We start from the raw sequence: 23,614 nt of genomic DNA on the forward strand, positions 1-23,614 counted from the left end.
GCAACAAGACGGATACCTGGGATGGCGTCAGGTCTCCCATATTTCCCTGTTCGCGCAGCCGGCGTTTCAGCTTGCTGAGCAGGGCACGAAGATCCTGCGCCAAGGCCGGGGCGCGGGTGGATTGATTGTCCTTCTGTTCAGCAGTCATGCCAGCTAGTTGGCTTATAATAAGTTAAACTGTCAAGTTAATCTGATTAGATGCACTGTTTAATGCTCCCACTCCAGCCGCCCAAGTGATTCGAGCTCACTGAGGCAATTACCGCAGTCGGGATGTGGCTACGGTAATTCTGAAGGGCTAAATTGGGCGCCAGTACGCCGGAAGTGGCCGTCAGAGACGGAATGACGGTATTTGAGCATTTCTGCCGACCACGACCGTGCTCGGGGCAAGCGAACAAACGGATCATGTACCGCCGCGCCCAGCGGCTCAAAATGCCGCAGATTGCGGGTCAGGATGGTTAGCCCGTGGTGCTGGGCCGTGGCGGCGATGATGATGTCGGCGAAGCCGGGGGCCATGGACTACGCGCTATTTTGAGACGGCCGGCAGCGCACCGGCGGAAACCTGCAGTTCGGTGCCCTTTGCACCCGTTTCCGACATTTAGCCGCGCGACGGCAGTTTCCAGAAGCCGCCCATCGTTTAGATGCGATCCGATCAACACCACGGGCGAAGGAACGGTGAGGGATGATAGAAACCGAATGATCTCTATCAGACAAGTGGCTCTTTTGGTATGGCATGGGAATGCTGAATCTTTCCTGTCTTTGCGGCCAAGTCCACATCAAAATCCCCAAGCGACCGGACTTCATCAATGAGTGCAACTGCACGCTTTGCGGCAAATCGGGCGCTCGCTGGGCCTATTTCCATCCTTCGGAAATCGGCATTGAGGGAACCACAAAGGGATATAGCCGGGAAGACAAGGAAGACCCGGCCGCGGAAATCCAATTTTGTGCAAATTGTGGTTCAACGACGCATTTTGTGTTGACTGCAAGCGCCGTATCGAAGTTCGGAAACATCCAGATGGGTGTCAATATGCGCTTGGCGGACGAGAGGGATCTCGCCGGAATAGAATTGCGCTATCCTGATGGACTAGCCTGGTCGGGCAAGGGCGGCTTTGACTATGTGCAGAAAGCTCGCATCATCGGCCGACGAGCGGCTCCCATATGACAGGTTATGCTTCTGGTGAGTTATTGAACCGGTGCTGAAGGCACGGCGGGGGATATCGGGTCGGTCCAGACCGGCATGAAGCAGTAATGCCGTCCATCGGCGTCTTGCTGCATGGATTTGCGGCAGGCGGCCATGGCGGTGGCGCCGTCATTATCCTGCATCAGCTGCCCCCAGGCGATGGCCTCGGCCGGACTGGCTTTCATGGCGGCGGGGATGATGTGTGCGGCGATTTCGGCCTGGAACCGGCCGTCATTCAGCCCGGCGGCATAGGTGAACAGGCTGGGCACTAGGATGGCGAGTGCCAATGCCAGACCCAGGGCCACGATGCTGCGGATGCGCAGGGTGGTGATTTTTAGCCGCATGGTGCGGTCAGCGGCATTGGCTAGTTGCGGGGCGAGTTTGTTGACGATGTCCATGCCCGAGGCGTGCACCCGATCAATGGCTTCATTCGCGATGGCGCCGGTTTGGGTTTTCAGCGTGTTGGCGATATTGATCTGGGTGGCCTCGCTGGCCTGGTAGAGGTCACTCAGCGCGCCGACGCACACGGCCAGAGCCTGCAACTGTTCCGCCAGAGGGTCGCTTTTCAGGGCGGCGGCAGCGGCGGCGCGGCGCAGGACCATCTGGGCGTCTGCGATCTGCCCGTGCAGGGCCTCACGGCGGGAGGTGGGGCTTATGGGATCCATGATCTGACCCCGGCGAAGCGGCGGTCCATGGCGTCCAGCCAGACGCGCACCCGGGCGGCGTCGAATAGTCCGAGCGGCGGATTGATGGTGCCATCGCGCGCGGCGGAGAAACTGCATTGTCGGCTTTCCACGGCCTCGGCCGCGTGGAGCCTGGGCATCCACAGCTTCACGCAGGCTTCCGTGAGATCGCCGTATGCGGATGAGGCTGTAAGGCGGTTGAAAGCACGCTCACGGGTCGAGCCCGGTTCAATGCCATATTCGTTGAGCACCAGGGCTTGCGCCGTCGGCGTGAAGCCGCGGGCGGCCAAAGTGAGGGCAGGGAGGAGATCCTCGGGCTGCGGGCCGGTGAGGTGGAACATTACCGGCGCCATGCCAGCGGCCTCGATATGCGCGGCCAGGCCCGGCATTTCGGCGGCGAGGGAGCGCAGGGTGGTGTCGCCGCCGCCCAGGTCGATGAGGGCGGATTGACGTTCGGTGATGCAATACTCGATCAACCCCTGTAGCCAGGTGGCGACCCCGGCGGGGTTGTCGGTATCCGGCCGGGCGACATCGGCGAAATAGGCTGAGAAGGTGGCGTTGCTGGGGTCGACATCGGCGAGGATGGGCGCGCCGCCATTGCGGATAGAGGTTTCGGTCAGCCAGCGGAGCAGCGTGGTCTTGCCGGTCTTGCCCCGCCCGGCGGCGAAGATGATTTTGGCCCTGCCGGTAAGGTCGATGCCTTGCTCGATCGCGGGCTCAGGTTCTCGGGGTGGCGCCAGGCTGATGATGTCGGCGCGCGGGCCGGTGAATTTCACCGTGCTGGGACTATAGGGGGTAGCGCCGGATGGCTTGGTTGGGGTGGTGGGCGTTTGCGGTTTGTCTTCGGGCATCAGCTTGGCTCCTTGGGTTCAGATGGGCCGAATTTCTGGCGGTAGTTGCCGGTGATTTCCGCCGGGGTGGATTCACTTGGCGCGGGTGATGATTCCGGGATGCGGAATGAGGCGGGCTTGAAGCGGGGCGCCGCGGCAACCGCTGGCGGCGGTGGCATGCTGGGCGCAGATGGCGGATTTGGCGGCAGGTCTGTTTGAGCACCCGCACCGGGCGGTAGGGTAGTTTCGGCCGTTGGCTGTGCTTCGGGTTTTGGCGGCCGTTGTCGATAGCCTTTGAGAGGCAACAGCGCTCGTGACAGCTCGCTGCGTAGCCTCTTGTCGGTCCAAGGTGTGCCGGTTCGATAGGTGATGCCGAGCTTGGTCAGCGCTGCGCCAACCGCGGCCCAGGACCAATCGCCATGCACGAGCGAGCGCAGCAGCTCATGGTGCTGTCGCAGCCACGGGCGCATAATATCGCCTTGCCGCCAGAGCGGGCGGAAGATTTCAGCCAGGGTTTCGATGTCGGCATCGGTTGGTCTGCGCTTGAGCGACATGAACAGTCTTTCAAAAATAGCGGCGAGGAGTTTCACTATTTTTGGCGCTGCGGGCAATCTTCCGAATCGGAAGTAGGAGACGGTAGATTGCTCAATCGCTGGTGCAATCAATAGCTCGTTGGCTAGCTCAATCGCTATCGCAATGGCTATCTCATTGGCCTGCGCAATGGCTGGCGCAAAGGCTATCTCTAATCTCGTTGGTCTGGTGTGGTATCGGGTTACGTTTCTACGACAGACCAAGGAATGCTAGCGTATACGGCAGCGTTTGTAAGCACAGTGAGACAGAATATATAGTTTGATTGCATCAAACGCTAAAGCCATTACAATCTGATTGATGGAATGTGAATTTTCCAGCCTATAGTGGCAGAAGTATAATTAAGAGCCTTTTGGAGGGGAAAAATGTCCGAGACCGCAGAGATCTAGGCTGCTTCTTGCAACGTTTTTCTGCCTAATTGCGTTCAGCGAAAGCGTGCTTCTGGGATTATGATAACAAGTGATGGCGCGAAGCGCCCAATGGGGGAACTATGTCCAATATATCAGAGCAGGCTGCTTATAGGCAGCCAGAAAATCTTCAAGGAATCTTGCTCGTCTCATTAGGACTGCTTTCGACCATGGCAGTGGTGCTGCTGGCGCCAGCCGTGCCCGCGATGATGGAGGCTTTTGCCGGGGTACACGGTGCTCAGCAGCTTGTGGTGTTTTCCTTGACGTGTCCAGCTTTGTGCGTTGCCTTGCTATCACCATTCGCGGGTATGATTATCGATAGGATCGGCCGGCGTAAGTTGCTGATTGGTAGCCTGATCGCTTATCCTGTATTTGGCACTGCTCCGCTTTATCTTTCGAACCTCACGGATATTATCATCAGCCGTCTTGGGGTTGGTGTCGCCGAGACTGTTTTGATGTCCGCGTCTATCACCATGCTGGGCGATTTCTTCACTGATCTTGAGCGCGAGAAATTCCTGGCAATGAATACAGGCATTGCCTCGCTTTCCGCTACAGCTTTTTTTGCAATTGGCGGGGCGCTAGCTAGTCATAACTGGCGTATGCCCTATGCGGTTTATGCCCTGGCGGTGGTATTTTTGTTGGCTGTTTTGGCCTTCACTTGGGAGCCGGAGCGACATCATTCTCGCCGGGAGTTGGATGAGGCGGTCATGGCTGCCGGGCCGTTCCCGTTCTTTCGTCTGCTGGCAATCTGCGTGGTGACGATTGCTGGGGGAATTGTCTTTATGCTGCCGCAGATTGAAATCGGCGTGATTTCCGCGGCGCACGGTTTTAAGTCGCCAGCGACGGCGGGTATGATCGGTGCTATTGGGTCCGTGGCGATGCCTGTGGGGGCGTTCACGTTCAACCAGCTGCGTAAACGCAACGTAAAAGTGCAGTCGCTTGTTGTGCTAGCTTTTGTTCTAGGCGGTGCCGGGTTGATTACTATGGCGGCGATGTCAACTTTGCCATTGCTCACGCTGGGCATGATTATTCATGAGTTTGGCTGCGGTTTCATGCTGACCGGGTTGATGACCTGGGTACTTGGTCTGCTGACCTATGAGTATCGTGGTAAGGGAACAGGTGCGTATTTTTCGTCCTTTTTCATCGCTCAACCGATTTCGGGTTTCCTTTTTGGGGTTGTTCAGCGGGCCTTGGGAGGGAGTCCTCTGACCGCTTTCTATGCGTTCGGTGGTTCTGCAATCCTTGTGGCGGTGTTGCTGGCGATTATTCAGGGCATGGTATCAGCGGATCGCAGCAAGGCGGTCAACACGATCTAACAATCAATTAAAATTAAAATGGCGGCCGTGCCCGTGTTGGGCAGGAATCAGTGTGCCTACACGGCGGTACCATGACAAGGAAATAAACAAGATGAAAAGACTGATTCTCGCGACAACCTATTTCGTTGGCATTGCGGGTTTGGCCTCGGCACAAACCTCCAGTGGCCCCTTGAGTGGCATTAGTAAAACACTGAATAACGTTGGATTTTATCCGAATGCTACTTTTGTTCAGCTTGGTATCGCGTCGCCCGATCAAGGACAAGAAACCGGCGCCAGTGAGTTTGTCTCCATTTTGGATATGGGTGCGGATCTCGATCTTGGTAAGATGATTGGCTTAAAAGGAACATCCGTACATTTTCAAGAGATGGTGATTCCGAAGATTACCAATCTGAATTATGGTAATCAGGTCGGTGATGTGATTGGTGGCAATCCGGGGCCATATATACCCTGGGCGGCGCATCTTCAGCGCTTCACGTTGGAGCAAAAATTCCTAAACGACAAAGCTTTTATTGAAGGCGGCCGCAGCAATGCGGGTGATTATTTCGCGCTGGCGACATGCGACCAGCAATTTGCCTGCATTTCCTCTACCACGATGATTCAGAAAAATGCCGGGTTTGCACCACCACCTTATGCGAACTGGAGCGCGCGAGCCGGATATAATTTTACCCCTGCATTGCGCGTACAAGGAGGGTTTTGGAAATATGACCCGGCCTTCCCGTTTTCAAATGGCTGGGAATCTTATCACTACGGAGTACCATCAGGGAATGTCTATCTTGCTGACATAAGCTATCGCACGGATCCTCATAAAGCCCTTTATCCGAGCGCTTATGAAGCAATGTTTTATCGCAATACACTAAGCCAGTCGGACCCCTTGACGGGACAGGTGACCAATGGAAATTCTGGCATATTCTTGAGCGCAAAGCAGACTTTTTGGCGTAAGAACCAGAATCCCCTGTCAACATCGCTTTCTGCATTTGTGGCGGATGTCACAGAGTTCAACGGCAAAACGGGCGATGGTTTGCGGGATAATCTCGATGCAGGCTTGACGGTACAGGGAATGTTTCCCAGCCGACCATTCGATAGCTACGGGTTGAAATTCACCTGGGTCCGGCTGACATCCGACGAGCAGGCTTACCTGCAGAAAGCTCAACTTTCATCAACAGGTAGCCCTTATACGGTTGGGCCTAATGAATATGGTTTTGGCACGGATGCTACGTTTGTGCTGACGCCGAGCCTCATTTTTCAGCCTTACGCAACTTATATCCTGAATTCGAACGCCTGGGCATCTCCCACCTCCACGCATCGGCCGCATGACGGATTCAATGTGGGCTTCACGTTTGTGGCGTTGATTGGTCAAATGGCTGGCTTGGGGCATTATAACTATCCATGAGCCAAGTAAGACAGCATAAACCCCTTGAGCGTGGAACCAGGTTGGCGGGCAAGCGTGTGATCGTAACAGGGCTCGGCGGAGGTATCGGCCGGGCATGCGCGCTACTTTTCGTGATGCAGGGGGCAGAGGTGGTGGGGTGTGACATTTCTACCGAAGCGGCCGAAGCGCTTCTGGATGAGGCCAGAAGCCAGAATCTCACTTTGCATTGTATGTATCCACTTGATCTTGTTGCGCCGGGCGGAGCGGAGGCCCTAGTGGCTTTTACCCGCGCGCAGATGGGCGGGGTGGATGTTGTTGTAAACGCGGCAGCTTTCGCGGCCTTCGCATGGTTGCAGGAGATGGACTATGAAGCGCAATGGAAATTCACCCTTCGCGGTGAATTGGATATTGTGTTTCTTTTATGCAAGGCGGCGTGGCCGGCGTTGGTTGCTGCGGGCGGAGGGGCGGTGATCAACTTTGCTTCCGCCAATGCCATGATGGCCCTGCCGGGATCGCCAGCCTTGGCCCATTGCGCGGGTAAGGCGGGAGTACTTGGTATGACAAGACAACTCGCCATGGAAGGTGCGCCGCATAACATACGGGTTAATGCGATCTCACCGGCGTTGATCGAAACGCCCGCCACGCGCGCTCATATGACGCAGGATCCTGGCTTTAAAGATCAGGCCATGGCCAAGGCGATGGTGAGGCGAATTGGACAGCCGGAGGATATCGCCTGGGCCGCAGTTTATTTGGCAAGCGAAGAGGCTAGCTGGGTCACCGCTGCCAATCTGCCGGTCGATGGCGGTTCCACGGCTTGGTAATCAGACAGGCTGAATGGTCTTAAGTTGCTCACGCAACCAGCGATGCCCCGCATCGCTGTTATTGAAGTGATTCCATTGCATCACGAGGCATAAGCCCGGTGTTTCGAATTCAGGCGTGAGCAGTCGCAAGGGCAACAGGCGCGCGTAAATTTGCGCCAGCCGGCGATGCATGGTGGCGATGTATTCTGTACCCAGGATCATCATAGGTTGAGCATTGAAGGTTGAGCTTGTAGCGACGATTTGGCGCTTGATACCATGAGCGGATAGAAACCATTCCTCAAAGGAGGGGATACGCTGCTCTCCCATGCGGACCGAGATGTGCTTGGCCGCGATATAGTCGTTAAAGCTGATCCGGGGGCCGGTGTGACGGCTTTTTTCCCAGGCCACGCAAACATAGTCTTCCTCAAATAAGGTTTCAGCCGGATAGTTCGGGCTGGCATTGCGCTCAGGATAGATGGCGATATCCACCTCGCCGCGTTCAAGTTTGGCAAGGTTGTTATTTCCAAGCTCGATGATATCCAGCGAAATGCCTGGTGCCACGCGCGATAGGCGTTGCAGCAGCGGGGCCAGGAACACGGTTGCCGAATAATCCGAGGCATTAAACACGAAATGACGCTGCGCGGTTGCAGGCTCAAAGGCGGCCTTGCTGGTCAACGTGGATTGTGAACGCAGGAGAATATCGCGCACAGGTTCGCGCAGGGATTCTGCAAGCGGAGTGAGTTCCATGCGGCGTCCGATCTGGACAAGAAGATCGTCCTTAAAGTGCTCGCGCAGCCGGCCGAGGGCGCTGGATGTGGCGGAAGCGCCGATGCATAGGCGTTCGCTGGCCTTGGTAACGCTCTTCAAGTCTAGAAGAGCATCCAGGACAACGAACAAATTCATATCAAAATGACCAAGCCGCATACCGTATTTTGCCTCAGCTGTTGATTTCGTCAATTCTTTGGTTTGAAATATTCTGATTTTCAGCAAGATCTGCCTAAGGCTTAATATCCCCAGTCACGAATGACAAAATGACATGGGGTGTGAAAAATGACCAGGATATTAGCGACATGAGCGTTGCTGGGGCATGGCGCGCGCAACATTTCGGCGTTTCGGTGCCGGATTTGGATGCCGCGCTTGACTGGTATGGCCGAATGCTCGGCTTCACGCTTGAAAGAAGGCACTACATGGCCGCCATTCCGGCCGAAATCGCCTTCATGCAGTGTGGGGATTTCAGGATCGAGCTCTTTGAGGTGCCAGGTGCGGCGCCGCTGCCAGCCGACCGGCGGGAGCCGAATTTAGATTTGAAGACGCATGGCAATAAGCATCTTTGCTTGGAGGTGGAAGATGTTCCCGCGACCGTCGTGAGGCTGAAGGCGGCGGGGGCGGATATCGCCTTTGAAGTGACGGTGAATGGCCAGCCTGTTGCGTTTGTGCGCGATTGTGCGGGCAATCTCATAGAATTCTTGCAACCTTTTGCGCCTGCGTCGGCGTATCCTGAAAATGGGAGTGAGACGTGATTCAGCAATTGAAGACGGGTGTCCGCAAAGCGCAGCGCGCGGCTGACAATGCGCAGATACGCGCCACGGTGGAAGCGATCATCGCTGATATCGAAGCGCGCGGCGACGAGGCTGTGCGCGAATACGCGGCGAAGTTCGATAAATTCGAACCCGAGAGCTTCCGCCTGACGCAGGACGAGATCGACGCCTGCATAGCGAGCCTTTCCAGGCAGGCTTTGGAGGACATCAAGTTCGCGCAGGCGCAGATTCGCCGCTTCGCGCAGATTCAGAAAGCTACGCTGCGCGACGTCGAGATCGAGACGCTGCCAGGCGTCGTGCTGGGGCACCGCAACATCCCGGTGAACTCGGTGGGGTGTTACATTCCCGGTGGCAAATACCCGCTTATTGCCTCGGCGCACATGAGCGTTCTGACCGCCAAGGTGGCGGGGGTGAAGCGTATCGTCGCCTGCGCGCCGCCGCAGAACGGCAAGCCGAGTGCCGAGATTGTCGCGGCGATGCATCTGGCTGGCGCGGATGAGATTTATTGCCTTGGCGGTGTACAGGCCGTGGCGGCCATGGCGATCGGCACCGACAGCATCGCGGCGGTGGATATGATCGTCGGTCCTGGAAACGCGTTTGTCGCGGAGGCGAAGCGTCAACTTTTCGGGCGCGTGGGCATCGATCTGCTGGCCGGCCCCACCGAGACGATGGTGATCTGCGACGACACGGTGGATGCCGAGCTTGTGGCTGTGGATCTGATGGGGCAAGCCGAGCATGGCCCTACCTCACCCGCCTATTGCATAACCACCAGCAAGAAAATCGCGGCTGAGCTGCCCGCAGCGATCGAGACCGTTCTTGCCCGGCTGGAAAGTGCGCCGACCGCCCGCACGGCCTGGGAGGATTATGGTGAGATCATTCTGTGCGACACGGACGAGGAGGCGCTGGTCGAGGTTGAGCGGCTGTGTTCCGAGCATGTGCAGGTGATGACGAAGGACCCGGACTGGTATCTGGCGCGCATGACCCGCTATGGCGCGCTGTTCCTTGGCCAGCGCACCAACGTCGCCTATGGCGACAAGGTGATCGGCACAAACCATACGCTGCCGACGCAAGGCGCCGGGCGCTATACGGGTGGTCTGTGGGTGGGCAAGTTCATCAAGACCCACACCTACCAGCGCGTGCTGACAAACGAGGCATCGGCCGCTATCGGCGAGGTGTGTGACAGATTGTGCAGGCTGGAACATCTCCCCGGCCATGCCGAGCAGGCGGCCATCCGCGTGCGCCGTTTTGGTGGTTCCAACGCGGCGGGGCAGGCGGCGTGACAAGTCTCGCCGGCTCCCTCGCAATCATTACCGGCGGCGCCGGCGGGCTGGGGGAGGCGATTTGCCGTACCCTGGCCGACGCGGGGGCGGGCGTGGTGGTGGGTTATAATCGCTCCGCCGCCGCCGCTGAGGCGTTGGCGGCGGCCCTGCCGCCCGCCGCGTTGCCGCATGCGGCGCTACGCGCCCCGGTGACGGACAGTGCAGGGCTGGCGGCGCTGACGGAAGAGGTCGTCGCCCGCTATGGGCGCTGCGATATCCTGGTGAATTGCGCGGGAACGACGCGCTTCGTGCCGCACGCGGATCTCGACGGGTTGGACGACGCGCTGATGGACCAGATTCTGGCGACCAATGTGCGTGGCCCGTTCGCCGCTGTTCGCGCCTTGCGGCACTTGCTTGCCGCCAACGGCAAGGGCGTGGTGGTGAATATCTCATCCATTGCCGCGGTTACAGCAATGGGCAGCAATGTGGCATACTGCGCCTCCAAGGCGGCTTTGGACAATATGACGAAGTCGCTGGCACGCGCGCTTGCGCCTGCCATCCGCGTCGTCTCCGTCTCGCCGGGGCTGGTGGATACGGAATTCGTGAAATCCATGGACCAGTCCTGGCGCGACGAACAGGCCGCCCGCACGCCGCTGAAGCGGCTGGCTGCCCCCGAAGAGATCGGTCAGGCGGTGCTTGCCGCCGTACAACTCAATTTCACCACGGGCGCGATCATCCCCGTGGATGGCGGCCGCCCCCTGGCCTGAAGGAACAGACATGAAATTTGCCAGTCTGAAAACATCCAGCCGCGACGGGGCATTGCTGCTCGTGTCACGGGATTTGTCCCACGCGGTTTCGGCCGCTGGCATCGTGCCCACGCTGCAAAGCCTGCTGGAAAATTGGGACGAATTCAGCCCAAGGCTTGAAGATTTATACCAGGCGTTGAGCGCTGGAAAGGCGCCCGGCGCATTCGCGTTCGATCCCGCCGCCGTCACCGCGCCGCTGCCGCGGGCCCACCAGTTCGTTGATGCCTCGGCCTTCCTCAATCATGGCGACATCATGGAGCGCGCCTTTAACCTGACGGTGAAGAAGACGCCTGGAATCGCGGTGCTGGTGCAGCGCCAAGGTGATGAGTTTCATGGCCCGCGCGATGACTACCCCTTTCCGACGGAAGAGGATCAATGCGATTTCGAGGGCGAATTCGCGGTTATCACCGGCGATATTGGCATGGGCAGCACGCCGGAGGAGGCGGAAAGCCAGATACGGCTTGTGACCATCCTCAACGACGTGTCGATGCGTAAGCATCTGTTCCGCGAGTTGTCGATGGGGTTTGGCTTCATCAATGCCAAGCCCGCTTCGGTGTTCGGTCCCGTCGCGGTGACACCGGATGAACTGGGTGATGGCTGGGCGAATGGCCGGGTCGAGCTGGACATGCGCGTATCACGTAACGGCGAATGGTTCGGCCACCCGAATGGGCGGGAGATGGATTGGAGTTTCGGCGAGCTGTTGGCGCACCTGGCTTATAACCGTAATCTGAAGGCGGGGACAATTTTGGGGTCGGGCACGGTCTCCAATCGCGGCTACGAGCAGGTGGGCTCCGCCTGTCTGGCTGAACGCCGCGCTGTTGAGACCATTGCACATGGAAAGGCGTTGACGGATTTCGTCCATTTCGGCGAGACGCTACGCTTTGAGGTAAAGAACGCCGACGGTACCAGCATCTTCGGTGCCATCGAGCATCGTTTCGTCAAAGCGGACTGACAGGGGAAGCGCGTGAGCAATAACTACGACATCGTCGCCATGGGGGCGGGGCATAATGGGCTGACCGCCGCCGCCTATCTCGCAAAAGCCGGCAAGAAGGTGCTGGTGCTGGAGCGCAAATCCTATCCTGGCGGCGGCGTCTCGACGCGGCAGCTGAGTACGCCAGGCTATTGGCATGACGAGCATAGCTCCGTGCACATCATGATCCAGGGCAATCCGATGCTGCGGCAGGATGAGCTGGGGCTGATTGGCAAGTTCGGTCTGAATTATCACTACTCACCCGTGCCGCACGCGACGATTTTCCCGGACCAGTCGGTGCTGTTCACTTACAAGGATTTGGACAAGACCTGCGCGAACTTCGCCACCGTCTCGAAGAAGGATGCGGAAACATATCGCGCTTTCTCAAAGATGAGCATGAAGATCCTTCAACTCTTCATGCCCGGCCTGTACGCGCCACCACCACCTCTGGCTGATCTGGTCGCGATGCTCGATAAGAGCGAGGAAGGCCAGCTCATGCTGGATTATATGCAGCGTGATTGCCTGGATCTTGTCAACCAGCTTTATGAATCCGATAAGATCAAGATTCATCTGTTACGGCTCGTTTCAGAAAATCTGCAATGCCCGGATGAGTTGGGCACCGGCATGGGCGTGTTGCTGATGCCGGGCATCATCCACACTTACGGCGTGTCCCAGCCTGTCGGCGGCAGCGGCAAGCTGACGGAAGCGCTGGTGCGCTGCATTGAGGCGCATGGGGGCGAGGTGCGCTGCGATGCCGAGGTGGCGCAGGTGCTTACCAGCGCCGGGCGCGCCACGGGTGTACGCATGACGAGCGGCGAGGAATTCACCGCGCGCGACGCTGTCATTGGCGCCATTCATCCTCATGTGCTGGAAAAGTTCGTTGCAGGCGTGCCCGCGCCCGTGCGTGAACGCGCGGCGCGCGCGACATTGGCACCGTTCAGCATCATGGTCAGCCATTACGATCTGCGTGAAAAGGCGAAATACCACGCGGGAGAAGAGGTCGGCTACGCCACCATGCTGGAATTCATGGCGACCGACAATCTCAACGAGATGATCGCCGATTTCCATGCGCTCCGCCGCGGCGAGATCTCACCGCGGAGGCTGTGTGCGGGCGGGGATGAGAGTATCGGCGATCCGTCGCGGGTGCCGCCCGGTTGCGGCATGTTCCATGGTATCACCTTTGCTCCCTACAAGCTGGCCGATGGCCGGAACTGGGACGAGGTGAAGGAAGAGATCGGCGATCTGTCCCTGGCGCATTACCGCAAATTTGTTTCCAACCTGACGTCCGATAACATCATCGCGCGCAAGATTGTCAGCCCGGTGGATCTTGAGCGGTCTTCGCCCAATTCCATGATGCGCGGCGATCTGCACGGCGTGGCGCCGTATTTTTATCAGAGTGCCGGTAGCCGCCCGACGCGCGATCTTGGGCAGTTCCGCGTGCCGGGGGTGGAGCGGCTCTATCTCGCCGGCCCTTTCCAGCATCCGGGCGGCGGCGTGTATGGTGCCGGACGCGCCACGGCAATTGCGATGTTCGATGATTTGGGATTGGATTTCTCGCAAATCGGCGAAAAACCCGAGGCGCCGAAGACCCAGGTGGCGGTGCTGCGCGAGGGCATGGTGCTGCGTGGCCCGGCGGATGAAGAATTGATGCGCGTCGAGGCGATCCGCCGCGATGGCGAGGAGTTGGTGATCAAGGGCACCAGCCTGGGGACGTTGCCCATGGAGGCGCGGCTGGATGGGCCCTCCGCCCGTGCGGGGCTGAAACTTCTGGGCGCTAGGAATCTCGCCTTCCTGGCAAGTTTGCCCTTCCGTAAGGGGAACCAGCCATGACGCACGCCGTCGTCACGGGGGCGGAGGGATTTGTCGGCGGGTGTCTCGTTCGGCGTCTTCTTGCCAAGGGGCTTGGCGGTCAGCGCGTCGAACGTCTCACGCTTCTGGATACGCATTTTGCAACGGCGCCTGACGATGCGCGGATCAGGCAACTGGCCGGCAGCATCGCTGATCAGGCGCTTCGGCGTCAGGCTTTCGCGGAGCCGGTTGATGCCGTGTTTCATCTGGCCTCGATTCCCGGCGGGGAAGCGGAACGGAATTATAATCTCGGCCGCGCAGTAAATCTGGAGGCCACGCTCGGCCTGCTGGAGGATTTGCGCGAACAGGCTCAGCCGCCGCGCTTTGTTTTCGCCAGTACCGTCGCCGTTTACGGTGAGACGCTGCCGCCTGTGGTGACGGAGGAAACATTGCCCGCACCGGCGCTGAGCTATGGCGCGCAGAAACTCGTGGGAGAAATCCTGGTCGCGGATGCCGCGCGCAAGGGGTGGGCGCAAGGCTGCAGCCTTCGCCTTCCCGGTGTCGTCGCCAGGCCGGGCGATGGCGCGGGGTTGATTTCAGCGTTCATGAGCCAGATTTTCTGGAAGCTGCGTGACGGCATGCCCATCACTGTACCTGTATCGGCCGATGGCACGGCCTGGTGGATTTCCGTTGGCGCCTGCGTGGACAATCTGCTGCATGCCGCAACACTCGACCCGGCAAGCTTGTCCTCGAGGCGCGTGGTGCAGATGCCGGTGCTGCGCCTGAGCATGGCTGATGTGGTGGCGGCGCTGGCGGCACGTTTCGGCGCTGATCGGACGGGCTTGGTGACGTACGAGCCGGACGTATTCGTGCAGGCGAACTTCGCCAGCTACCCACCGATCGAAACGCCGCGCGCACAGGCGCTTGGTTTTAAACATGATGGCACCGCGGCCGGTCTGGTGGCGCGCGCGATGTCGGAGGAAGGACAGGAATAATGCAAATTCTAGGGCTGGAATCACTGGTTTTTGGAGCCGAGGATATGGCGGCCGCGCGGACCTACTTGCTGGATTACGGGCTGGATGAGCGCGACGCGGGGCCGGCCGGCGGCACTTACGAGGCGGCGGACGGGACGTCTGTGGTATTGCGCCATGCGAGCGATGCTTCCCTGCCGCCGTCCAATGCGCCGTCGCCAAATCTGCGCGAGACGATCTATGGCGTCCCGAGTCAGGCGGTGCTGGAAGAGATCGCCGCCGAGCTGAGCAAGGACCGTGAAGTGCGCACTGATACAGAAGGCACGATTCACGCCGTCGATGATGGTGGCTTTGCCCTTGGTTTCCGCGTCACGCGCCGCCGCAAGTTCGAACTGCCTTTGCTACGCTTCAATGTTCCCGGTCAGTCTCCGGGCCGCGGGGTGAATGAGTGCGCGGCCTCCAAGACGGAGATCATTCGTCCGCGCACGCTTTCGCATGTCGTGTATTTCGTGCCTGATGTCAAAAAGGCCGAAGCCTTCTATAAGGACCGGCTGGGCTTCCGCGTGACTGACCGCTTCATCGGGCTGGGGCCATTCATGCGGCCGGCAGGCACGCTGGACCACCACAACCTGTTCATGATCCAGAGCTTCAACAGCCACATGGTCGGGATGAATCATTTCACCTTCCATCTGGGCTCCGGACATGAAGTGCTGCATGCGGGCTGGCGCTTCGCCCAGCGCGGCTACAAGAGCTTCTGGGGGCCGGGGCGCCACATCATGGGCAGTAATTATTTCTGGTACTTCAATTCTCCCTTCGGGGGAACCATGGAGTTTGACGCGGATATGGATTTGCATGATGACGCCTGGACGCCGCGCGAGATGCTGCCTGGTGCCGATAATTCCCAAATTTTCCTTTTTGAGGCCAAGGACAAATGGGCCCCAGGCGAATAAAGCTTGGCGTCCTGGCGGACGTACCGGAAGGCGGGGCCGTTGGTCTCGCGCCGTCTGGCAACGACGACAAGGTGATCGCGTTGAAGCGCGGCGACAAATTGTTTTTGTGGGAAAATGATTGCCCGCATAATCACAGGCCCTTGGAGTTGAAGCGCCATCATTTCCTGTCACCGGGCGGGGCGCACATCACCTGTTTTGCCCATTCCGCGCATTTTTCGCCCGAGACCGGCCTTTGTTTCGCCGGTCCATGCGCCGGACAGTCGCTGACCGCCGTGCCCTTTTCCGTCATCGACGGAGAGATCTGGGCCGAGATCTGAAGAGGATCGAATATGTTTAAGTATTTTCCAACAAACTATGTCTGGAGCCTGTCGGTGATGATCGCGCTGACGCATGGCGGAAATGTCGGCGAGGTGGATGAGATGTGTGCCTCCCTGCGCGATGCGGCCGCGGGTGGGGATGATCCGGGCACCGAGGCGTTCTTTACCGCCTGGACGGCGGGCGGCGACAGGTTGATCGAGCTTGCCGAGGAAAACCTAGCCAAGGGCCGGAAAATCTCCGCCGGTGAGCAGTTCGGCCGTGCGGCTTTGTATTACGCCATCGCCGAGCGCATGCAGGCGCACGGATTTGAGAAGCGGCTGGAGATGTACCGGCAGTCTCTGGCGTTGTTCGCCAAGGAACGCGAGTTGGCGGGGATAAATTGTGAGCGGATCGAGATTCCCTATGGGGGCGCGTATCTGGCGGGGCTGTTTGTGCGCGCGGAGAATGCGCCGCCTCGTGCGCCAATCGTGGTGGTGATGAACGGGCTCGACAGCACCAAGGAGATTTTACAGAGGAGCATCATGGGCACGATGTTCGCAAAGCGCGGGCTTTCGGCTCTATTCATCGACCAACCGGGCACGGGCGAGGCGCTGCGATTGCAGAATTTTCCTGCGGTGCCGAATACCGAAATCTGGGCGTCTAAAATCGTCGATTACCTGCAATCGCGCGAGGATATAGACCCGGCGCGTATCGGCGCGCTTGGCGTATCACTCGGTGGCTATTACTGCCCGCGCGCGGTGGCCTTCGAGCCGCGTTTTGCCTGCGGTGCCGTGTGGGGCGCAAACCATGACTGGCGCGCCGTGCAACAGGCGCGGCTGAGGCGGGAAGGCGAAAACCCGGTACCGCATTACTGGAAGCATGTGGAATGGGTGTTCGGGGTGAAGGACAAAGGTGATTTCTTCACCAAAGCTGAGGCGATGCATCTCGATGGCGTGTTGGATAGAATCAAGGTGCCTTTTCTGGTCACGCATGGTGAGAACGACCGTCAGATTCCGCTGAAATACGCGCGCCAGACCTATGAGCAATTGGTGAATTCTCCCCAGCGCGATCTGGTGATTTTCACCGTGCGGGAGGGCGGAGTTGAACATTCCTCGCTCGATAATCCGAACAATGCCGGTGCAATCATCGCCGATTGGCTGGCCGAGATACTGGGCGGCCATACCGCCTGAAGGGGAGAAGACAATGGGCCTGATCAAGAATTGCCTTATCGTCGGCGGCGGTATTGGCGGCATGTGTGCGGCCATCGAGCTTGCCAAGCGTGGCGTTGAGGTCGAGCTTGTAGAAATCAACCCGGATTGGAACGCGGCAGGGGCGGGTATTACGCTTGGCGGCGCCACCTTGCGGGCCCTGCGGCAGGTTGGTGTTGTCGATGAGGTTCTGGCGCATGGCGGCTATTGGTCGGAGATCGATATCTGCGCCGCCGATGGCACGGTGCTGCGGACCAATCCGCTGGAGCACGCGATTGGCGCGGAAGATTTGCCCGCAGCCAGCGGCATTTTGCGTCCCGCTCTGGCCGATATATTGCGCCGTGCCACGGAGCGCGCCGGCGCGAAGGCGCGCGTGGGTGTGACCTTCAATACTCTGGCGCAGGACGAGGCGGGCGTAAATGTATGCCTCACCGACGGCAGCTCGGGCCGCTATGATCTCGTGATCGGTGCGGACGGCGTGAATTCCAAGGTACGCGAAGTTGTGTTTCCCGACGCACCAGCACCTCGCTTCACGGGGCAGGGTTCCTGGCGCGCCATTGTGCCGCGTACGCGCCGCAATTCCACGATCCTGATGGGTGAAACGGCAAAGGCCGGGCTGAACCCCGTGAGCGATACGCAAGGCTACCTGTTCCTGCTGGATAAGCGCGCGGGCATGGAGTTTTTGGAATTGCAGACATGGCCGCATCTTTTGGCCGGGCTTCTGGAGGAGTTTGGCGGGGCAGTAAAGGAGTTTCGTGAAAAGCTTCAGGATGGAGGCGATCTTTCTTCCTGCTCCATCGTCTACCGCCCGCTGGCGGGGTTGATGGTGCCTGGGCCGTGGCATAAGGGCCGCGTGGTGCTGCTGGGCGATACTGTGCATGCCACTACGCCGCACCTCGCCATGGGGGCAGGTATTGCGGTGGAAGGTGCCGTGGTGCTGGCGGAAGAGCTGTTCCGCTGCCATTCGCTGGAGGGCGCGCTGATCTCCTACGCCGGCCGCCGATATGATCGCGCAAGGCTGGTCGTAAGCAGCTCCCTGCGGTTGGGAGAGATTGAACAGCATGGTGGCTCGCGTGACGAGCATTACGAGGTCATGGCCCATGCCATGCACGAACTGACTTTGCCGATCTGAGGTTTATCATGGCACAACGCACTGTTCTTCTCACCGGCGCGGCAGGCGGCCTTGGGCAGGTCTTCACCAAGGCGCTCATTCAGGCGGGCTACGCCCTTGTCGTCACCGACCGTACGGCATTTCCGGCACCGTCTGCCGCCAGGCGGATTATTGTGGACCTGACAGACCCCGATGCCGTGAAACATCTGGCGGCGGAAGCGGGCACGGTTGATATCCTCATTAACAATGCCGCCTTCATGCCGCTCGTGCCATTTGCTCAGCTTACCTCCGCAGTCTGGCGACACATTCAGGCCGTGAATGTGGAGGCGCCGTTCCTGCTGGCTCAGGCGCTGTGTCCCGGTATGGCAGCGCGCGGCTATGGGCGTGTGATTAATTTTGCGTCTTCCACGGTCTGGGGGCCGCCACCGGGAATGACAGCTTACGCCACGAGTAAGATGGCTGTGATCGGTTTAACGCGCGCCTTGGCATCTGAATTTGGTGGAAGTGGGATCACGGTGAATGCGGTGTCGCCAGGACTTACAATGCATGATGGCACGCTCGCCAATTTGCCGCCCGGTGCTTTTGAAGGGGTGAAGGCACGGCAATTCATCCCGCGCACGGAAGAGCCGGAAGATCTGGTGGGACCGCTTTTGTTTCTGGCCTCGGAGGCGTCCGGTTTCGTCACTGGGCAGGTCATCAACGCTGATGGCGGCGGCTTCGGGTTCTAGGGGTAAAGACATGACCACGAAGGATAATCCGCTACGCGGTTGGCAGGTCGACAGGGCACAACTCAGCTTTCATGGGCGTGATTTGCAGCGCCCGGAATGCATTCTGGCAGAGCCTGACGGTACGATCTGGGCCGCTGATGCGCGGGGCGTGATGCGCATTGCGCCGGATGGGGGGCAGACATTGATCTGCCAGAAAGGTATCGGCGAGCGGCAATTAACTGCCGACAACGCAGTGATGGGAGGTAGCCTGCCCAATGGTATCGCCTTTAATAAAAGTGGTGATATCTTCATTGCCAATTTTGGGACCGATGCGATCGAGTTGATGACCCGTGACGGTGAAACACGAACGCTGTATGACAGTCTCGACGGGCAGCCGCTTGGTAAGACGAATTTCGTGCTGACAGATAGGCGCGGGCGTATCTGGTTCACTGTTACCACCCGGCAGGTGCCGTGGACACGCTCGATCAATGAGAAGACGGCGGATGGTTATGTCGGGTTGATCGATGAGAGCGGGCTGCGCATTGTTGCGGACGGGTTCGTCGGTACCAACGAGATACGTTTCGACGACAATGAGGAATGGCTCTATGTGGTAGAGACCAATGCTCGTCGTATCTCTCGCCTGCGTGTGCGTGAGAATGGCAGCACATATGGCCGCGAGATCTATGGACCCAGCGATCTTGGCGGTTTTCCGGATGGTTTTGCCTTCGATGCCTATGGGAACCTCTGGATCACATTGATTCTGACTGAACGCCTAATTGCATTAACGCCAGACGGTGAGGTGATGACGCTACTGGATGACGGCAATCCGGTGGCTTTAGCGGAATACGAGCGTCATTACGCTAAAGGTACAACTACCCCGGCGCTGATGGGGGCCTGTAAGGGCACCTTAGCGCCGATGATGGCGAGCCTGACTTTCGGTGGACCTGATCTGCGCACGGTTTATCTGGGTAGCCTACTGGGTACCACCTTGCCTTGTTTTACTGCTCCTGTGGCCGGGCAGAAGCTGGCACATTGGCCATGACTACACTTAACAGGACGCTGTAAAACAGGTGATTTTCGAGCGTTGGCTGGTTCCTTCCTTTCTATGGGATATGAGGTATAGGCAGTTGATCTGTCTCTGTAGCGATATGTGCTTAGGTTCATGCGGCGGTAAGCGCCGCATGAGAAGAGAGGTTATTGCCATATGGCGTTATATAGCATATATATGGTCATATGACAGGAGTCGCTCATGTCTGTGCTTAGCCAAATCATCGTTGCGCCGAAGCCCTTTTCCCCTGACCCGATCACCGATGAAGAGGCAGGCGCCATGTTCCGTGCGGCCTTGAACCTTTTCCGCCTATGGGGGGTGACAGACGACCAGGCCGCGATCATCCTTGACTTGCCCCGCCGTACCTTTGCCCGCTGGAAGACAGGCGAGATTGGCCGGATTGGCCGTGACGGCAAGGCTAGGCTCTCCAACCTCATGGGGATCCACAAAGCCTTGCGGATCATTTTCAAGGAGCCGGCGCGCGGCTATGGCTGGATCAAAGCCCCGAATGCGGCATTTAGCGGCCGCTCGGCTTTGGATGTCATGCTCCATGGCGAATTAACCGATCTCATGCGTGTGCGGTATTATCTGGATGCGGAGCGTGGTGGTTGGTGATCGATCCGTCGATCGTCCCCATCTCGCCGGTTCATTGGGGTGGTGCCAGGCGGATCATCCGCAGCCTGTATCCGCCAATCGATTTGTTTGAGGATATCGCCGATCCAGAAGATTGGCCCTTATTGATTGCCGCTGAGCAGAAGACCAATCCGCGCCTCATGGAAACGATCGGCGCCCTTGATCTCGTGCCGGTGGAGCGGCGCGTTTCAGGGCCGGGGGCGAGCTACCTCATGGCCCCCTTCACGCATGTCAGTCCTGAGCGACCGAGCCGGTTCAGCGCAGGGGCTTATGGCGTGCTGTACGCCGCGCGGACATATGAGACGGCCCTGCTTGAAACCATTTACCACCAGGCCCTCTTCATGGCACAGACCGGCCAACCGCCTGGCTGGACATCGCAGTTCCGGGAACTTGTGCTGGATATCCAGGCCTCGCTGCATGACCTGTGGGGCGGGCCCGCCGCATCCCTGCCTGCACTGGACAGGGATGATTACACCATGGCGCAACAATTGGCGGCGGCGTTGCGAAACAGCGGATCTGAGGGGCTGGTCTACCCCAGCAGGCGTGACCCTGACGGTATTTGCGTGGGGCTGTTTTACCCGGATCTAGCTTCGCCGCCCGTGCAAGGGCGCCATCTTGATTATCACTGGGATGGTGGTCGCGTTGATTTGGTCCGCGATGCGGAGACAGGGGAAGTTTTTCGGGTGAGGGAGTTCTGAAGGGGGCGCGAGCAAACGAGGGCCAGATATGTCTGCATTTTGCGAAGTTACATCTTTCAGCCTGCTCTGGGTTTTTGAGAAGCCAATGGGTAATTTGGGTACGCCTCGCATTAGGTGGTGCGGGCGTTGTGTTTTGGTTGGCCAATTAGGGCATTTTGAGCCAAAAATCGAAACGAGCGAGGATTTTTAAGTGTAGTATTTAGGGTAGTGAACGCACGATTTTGAAAGATAGAAGAATATAATTGATTAAATTTAATAACGTTCCGTCTCATAACCTGAAGGTCGCACGTTCAAATCGTGCCCCCGCAACCAAATTTTCAAATAAAAACAAAGAGATAAAGCGCCGCAGAAGGCGCTAAATAGGCCAAACATGTTGATTTCCGCTGAGATCTGACCCGGGAATTCCACCGAGAATTGACCCGCCTCTTGGTTATGGTTTGGGTTTCAAGATGGGGTCAAGGCCTGATTTTTCTCCTTTCGTTTTTGGTTTTTCTGCACCGAGCTGTGCTTGAACCTGAAGCTGTCATTGCCGGTCTCGAGGATGTGGCAGTGGTGGGTGAGGCGATCGAGGAGGGCGGTGGTCATCTTGGCGTCGCCGAAGACGGCGGACCATTCGCTGAAGCTCAGATTAGTGGTGATAACGACGCTGGTACGCTCGTAGAGCCTGCTGAGCAGGTGGAACAGCAAGGCCCCGCCCGAGGCGCTGAAGGGCAAATAGCCGAGCTCATCGAGGATAACGAGATCGGCATGGATCAGGCGGCCGGCGATCTGGCCGCTCCGCCCCTGGGCTTTTTCCTGTTCCAGGGCGTTGACCAGTTCGACGGTTGAGAAGAAGCGGACACGCTTTTTGTGATGCTCGACGGCCTGCACGCCGAGTGCGGTGGCGATGTGGGTCTTGCCGGTGCCCGGCCCGCCGACGAGCACAACATTGTCCGCGGGCTCGATGAAGTCGCAGCGATGCAACTGCCTGACCAGGGCCTCGTTGACCTCGCTGCTGGCGAAGTCGAAGCCGGCGAGGTCGCGGTAGGCCGGGAAGCGCGCCGCCTTGAGCTGGTAAGCCATGGAGCGGACCTCGCGCTCGGCGGTCTCGGCCTTCAGCAGTTGAGAGAGCACCGGGATGGCGGCCTCGAAGGCTGGCGCGCCCTGCTGCGCCAGTTCGTCGACCGCTTGTGCCATGCCGTGCATCTTCAGGCTGCGCAGCATGATGACAAGCGCGCCGGCGGCGGGATCATGACGCATGGCGGGTCTCCTTGGGTTGGCGCAAGCTGTCGTAGCGTTCGACATCGGCCCTGGGCTCATTGGCCAAGCTCAGCGCCTGCGGCGCGGTTACGGCTGGCGGGGTGGCGGGTGTGCCGTCGATCAGCCGGTGGAGCCGGTTGAGGATATGCGTCTTGGCCGGCACGCCATCCTCCAGCGCCAGTTCCACCGCCGCCAGCACCGCCTGCTCGTCATGGTGCAGCACCAGAGCCAGGATCTCCACCATCTCCCGGTCACCGCCGGGGCGGCGCAGGAGAGGCTGTTGCAGCTGTTTGAAGGCGTCGGGCAATTCCAGGAACGGCGCGCCGTTACGCAAGGCGCCCGGCTTGCGCTGGATCACCGCCAGATAATGCCGCCAGTCATAGATGGTGCGCCCCGGGCCATTATGCGTCCGGTCGATGATGCGCGGATGTTCGCAGATGATCTGCCCTTGCGCCGCCGCCACCAGCCTGTTGGGATAGACCCGCAGGCTGACCGGCCGGTTGGCGAAAGAGGCCGGTACGCTGTAGCGGTTACGCTCAAAATGGATCAGGCAGGTCGAGGAGACCCGCTTGGTGTGTTCCACGACCCCATCGAACGGCCGCCCCATCGGCATGAGGCTCTCGACCTCGCTCGCCCAGACATCGGCGATCGTTCCCGGCTCGCCACCATGCGCGGTTTGCGCCCACAGCTCCCGGCAGCGCTGCTCCAGCCAATCATTGAGGGCGTCGAGGGTCTCGAAGGGCGGCATGGACTGCCACAGCCGGTGGCGGGCATCCTGGACGTTCTTCTCAACCTGCCCCTTCTCCCAACCTGCCGCACGATTGCAGAAATCAGGTTCAAAAAGATAATGGCTGGTCATCGCCTGGAAACGCAGATTGACGCTGCGCTCCTTGCCGCGGCCGACCTTGTCCACGGCAGTGCTCATATTGTCGTAAATGCCGCGCCGCGGCACACCGCCAAGCGCCCGGAAGGCGTGGGTATGCGCGTCAAACAGCATCTCATGTGTCTGCAGCAGATAGGCCCGGATGATGAAGGCGCGGCTGTATGACAGCTTGGTATGCGTGCGGATTCCGAGGCAAGCCGGCCGGGGATTCCGATTTGATGTCGGCCACCATTCCGAGATGAAGCCGGCCAGGATTCCGATTTAAATCCGGCCACCTGGCGGGGCTATTTCCGGCGTTTTCGGGTGGGTCAGCAACTCGGGCATTTGCGCCTCGTGAA

At 59.0% G+C, this 23,614-nt stretch carries 24 protein-coding genes and 1 pseudogene; 18 read left to right on the forward strand and 7 right to left on the reverse strand.

Going from position 1 to position 23,614, the window contains the following annotated elements; translation table 11 throughout:
• Nucleotides 1-276 precede the first annotated feature (276 nt).
• Nucleotides 277-513 carry a PIN domain-containing protein gene (locus T331_RS20485; protein ID WP_244876980.1) on the reverse strand — a complete coding sequence of 79 codons (237 nt, stop codon included), beginning with the start codon at nucleotides 511-513 and terminating at the stop codon, nucleotides 277-279.
• Between the two features lie 223 nt (nucleotides 514-736).
• Between T331_RS20485 and T331_RS0115450 the strand changes: the two genes are divergently transcribed.
• Nucleotides 737-1,159, forward strand: a complete 423-nt coding sequence (locus tag T331_RS0115450; protein ID WP_026440678.1) for a GFA family protein — start codon at nucleotides 737-739, stop codon at nucleotides 1,157-1,159.
• Between the two features lie 20 nt (nucleotides 1,160-1,179).
• On the opposite strand, the gene T331_RS0115455 is transcribed toward T331_RS0115450, so the two are convergent.
• Genes T331_RS0115455 through T331_RS20065 form a run of 3 tightly spaced genes read right to left on the reverse strand, consistent with a single transcriptional unit; the run spans nucleotide 1,180 to nucleotide 3,280 of the window.
• Complete coding sequence (locus T331_RS0115455; protein WP_026440679.1) at nucleotides 1,180-1,842, reverse strand: hypothetical protein; 663 nt, start codon at nucleotides 1,840-1,842, stop codon at nucleotides 1,180-1,182.
• Nucleotides 1,830-2,711, reverse strand: coding sequence for a P-loop NTPase family protein (locus T331_RS0115460; protein ID WP_026440680.1), 882 nt, complete (start codon nucleotides 2,709-2,711; stop codon nucleotides 1,830-1,832). The genes T331_RS0115455 and T331_RS0115460 overlap by 13 nt, the downstream gene beginning before the upstream one ends.
• Complete coding sequence (locus T331_RS20065; RefSeq protein WP_155992750.1) at nucleotides 2,711-3,280, reverse strand: hypothetical protein; 570 nt, start codon at nucleotides 3,278-3,280, stop codon at nucleotides 2,711-2,713. Before T331_RS20065 ends, T331_RS0115460 begins: the two co-directional genes overlap by 1 nt.
• A gap of 488 nt (nucleotides 3,281-3,768) precedes the next feature.
• Between T331_RS20065 and T331_RS0115465 the strand changes: the two genes are divergently transcribed.
• The 3 genes from T331_RS0115465 (at nucleotide 3,769) to T331_RS0115470 (ending at nucleotide 7,191) form a co-directional block, all read left to right on the forward strand.
• Nucleotides 3,769-5,001, forward strand: coding sequence for an MFS transporter (locus tag T331_RS0115465; RefSeq protein WP_081822290.1), 1,233 nt, complete (start codon nucleotides 3,769-3,771; stop codon nucleotides 4,999-5,001).
• A 91-nt stretch (nucleotides 5,002-5,092) separates the two neighbouring features.
• A complete protein-coding gene (locus T331_RS19625; protein ID WP_073211975.1) occupies nucleotides 5,093-6,391 on the forward strand; it encodes a carbohydrate porin in 1,299 nt (432 codons plus the stop codon).
• Nucleotides 6,388-7,191, forward strand: a complete 804-nt coding sequence (locus tag T331_RS0115470; protein ID WP_026440682.1) for an SDR family NAD(P)-dependent oxidoreductase — start codon at nucleotides 6,388-6,390, stop codon at nucleotides 7,189-7,191. Before T331_RS19625 ends, T331_RS0115470 begins: the two co-directional genes overlap by 4 nt.
• Here the strand turns inward: T331_RS0115470 and T331_RS18640 are convergent, their stop codons facing one another.
• Complete coding sequence (locus tag T331_RS18640) at nucleotides 7,192-8,160, reverse strand: LysR family transcriptional regulator (RefSeq protein WP_211248747.1); 969 nt, start codon at nucleotides 8,158-8,160, stop codon at nucleotides 7,192-7,194. It lies immediately after the preceding gene.
• An 80-nt stretch (nucleotides 8,161-8,240) separates the two neighbouring features.
• On the opposite strand from T331_RS18640, the gene T331_RS18645 reads away from it, so the two are divergent.
• The 14 genes from T331_RS18645 to T331_RS0115545 all read left to right on the forward strand — a co-directional run bounded on the left by T331_RS18645 (nucleotide 8,241) and on the right by T331_RS0115545 (nucleotide 21,154).
• A complete protein-coding gene (locus T331_RS18645) occupies nucleotides 8,241-8,690 on the forward strand; it encodes a VOC family protein (RefSeq protein WP_035180424.1) in 450 nt (149 codons plus the stop codon).
• On the forward strand, nucleotides 8,687-9,988 hold the full coding sequence (gene hisD, locus T331_RS0115485; protein ID WP_026440683.1) for a histidinol dehydrogenase: 1,302 nt from the start codon (nucleotides 8,687-8,689) through the stop codon (nucleotides 9,986-9,988). The genes T331_RS18645 and hisD overlap by 4 nt, the downstream gene beginning before the upstream one ends.
• Complete coding sequence (locus T331_RS0115490; RefSeq protein ID WP_026440684.1) at nucleotides 9,985-10,734, forward strand: SDR family NAD(P)-dependent oxidoreductase; 750 nt, start codon at nucleotides 9,985-9,987, stop codon at nucleotides 10,732-10,734. The genes hisD and T331_RS0115490 overlap by 4 nt, the downstream gene beginning before the upstream one ends.
• A gap of 10 nt (nucleotides 10,735-10,744) precedes the next feature.
• Nucleotides 10,745-11,725: a fumarylacetoacetate hydrolase family protein gene (locus T331_RS0115495; RefSeq protein ID WP_026440685.1), complete on the forward strand. Its 981-nt coding sequence runs from the start codon at nucleotides 10,745-10,747 to the stop codon at nucleotides 11,723-11,725.
• 12 nt (nucleotides 11,726-11,737) lie between these two features.
• The gene (locus tag T331_RS0115500; RefSeq protein ID WP_026440686.1) at nucleotides 11,738-13,573 is read left to right on the forward strand and encodes a phytoene desaturase family protein; all 1,836 of its coding nucleotides are present in this window, start codon (nucleotides 11,738-11,740) and stop codon (nucleotides 13,571-13,573) included.
• Complete coding sequence (locus T331_RS0115505) at nucleotides 13,570-14,526, forward strand: NAD-dependent epimerase/dehydratase family protein (protein WP_026440687.1); 957 nt, start codon at nucleotides 13,570-13,572, stop codon at nucleotides 14,524-14,526. The genes T331_RS0115500 and T331_RS0115505 overlap by 4 nt, the downstream gene beginning before the upstream one ends.
• Nucleotides 14,526-15,452: a VOC family protein gene (locus T331_RS0115510; RefSeq protein WP_026440688.1), complete on the forward strand. Its 927-nt coding sequence runs from the start codon at nucleotides 14,526-14,528 to the stop codon at nucleotides 15,450-15,452. The genes T331_RS0115505 and T331_RS0115510 overlap by 1 nt, the downstream gene beginning before the upstream one ends.
• Nucleotides 15,434-15,769 carry a Rieske (2Fe-2S) protein gene (locus T331_RS0115515; protein WP_026440689.1) on the forward strand — a complete coding sequence of 112 codons (336 nt, stop codon included), beginning with the start codon at nucleotides 15,434-15,436 and terminating at the stop codon, nucleotides 15,767-15,769. Before T331_RS0115510 ends, T331_RS0115515 begins: the two co-directional genes overlap by 19 nt.
• A gap of 57 nt (nucleotides 15,770-15,826) precedes the next feature.
• Complete coding sequence (locus T331_RS0115520; RefSeq protein WP_244876981.1) at nucleotides 15,827-16,939, forward strand: alpha/beta hydrolase family protein; 1,113 nt, start codon at nucleotides 15,827-15,829, stop codon at nucleotides 16,937-16,939.
• Between the two features lie 13 nt (nucleotides 16,940-16,952).
• Complete coding sequence (locus T331_RS0115525; RefSeq protein WP_026440691.1) at nucleotides 16,953-18,089, forward strand: FAD-dependent oxidoreductase; 1,137 nt, start codon at nucleotides 16,953-16,955, stop codon at nucleotides 18,087-18,089.
• An 8-nt stretch (nucleotides 18,090-18,097) separates the two neighbouring features.
• Nucleotides 18,098-18,796, forward strand: coding sequence for an SDR family NAD(P)-dependent oxidoreductase (locus T331_RS0115530; RefSeq protein ID WP_026440692.1), 699 nt, complete (start codon nucleotides 18,098-18,100; stop codon nucleotides 18,794-18,796).
• Nucleotides 18,797-18,806: 10 nt separating this feature from the next.
• Nucleotides 18,807-19,817 (forward strand): SMP-30/gluconolactonase/LRE family protein, encoded by a 1,011-nt coding sequence (locus T331_RS0115535; RefSeq protein WP_026440693.1) that lies wholly within the window; start codon nucleotides 18,807-18,809, stop codon nucleotides 19,815-19,817.
• A gap of 207 nt (nucleotides 19,818-20,024) precedes the next feature.
• Entirely contained in the window at nucleotides 20,025-20,438 is a 414-nt protein-coding gene (locus T331_RS0115540) for an MbcA/ParS/Xre antitoxin family protein (RefSeq protein WP_026440694.1), read from the forward strand.
• Entirely contained in the window at nucleotides 20,435-21,154 is a 720-nt protein-coding gene (locus T331_RS0115545; RefSeq protein WP_026440695.1) for an RES family NAD+ phosphorylase, read from the forward strand. Before T331_RS0115540 ends, T331_RS0115545 begins: the two co-directional genes overlap by 4 nt.
• A 444-nt stretch (nucleotides 21,155-21,598) precedes the next feature.
• On the opposite strand, the gene istB is transcribed toward T331_RS0115545, so the two are convergent.
• The gene (gene istB, locus T331_RS0115550) at nucleotides 21,599-22,393 is read right to left on the reverse strand and encodes an IS21-like element helper ATPase IstB (RefSeq protein WP_026440696.1); all 795 of its coding nucleotides are present in this window, start codon (nucleotides 22,391-22,393) and stop codon (nucleotides 21,599-21,601) included.
• Nucleotides 22,383-23,453 (reverse strand): annotated as a pseudogene (gene istA, locus T331_RS18650) (IS21 family transposase); the annotation flags it as partial. The pseudogene istA and the gene istB, both read right to left, overlap by 11 nt.
• Nucleotides 23,454-23,614 lie beyond the last annotated feature (161 nt).

The sequence above is a fragment of the Acidocella facilis ATCC 35904 genome (assembly GCF_000687875.1).
GTDB lineage: Bacteria > Pseudomonadota > Alphaproteobacteria > Acetobacterales > Acetobacteraceae > Acidocella > Acidocella facilis.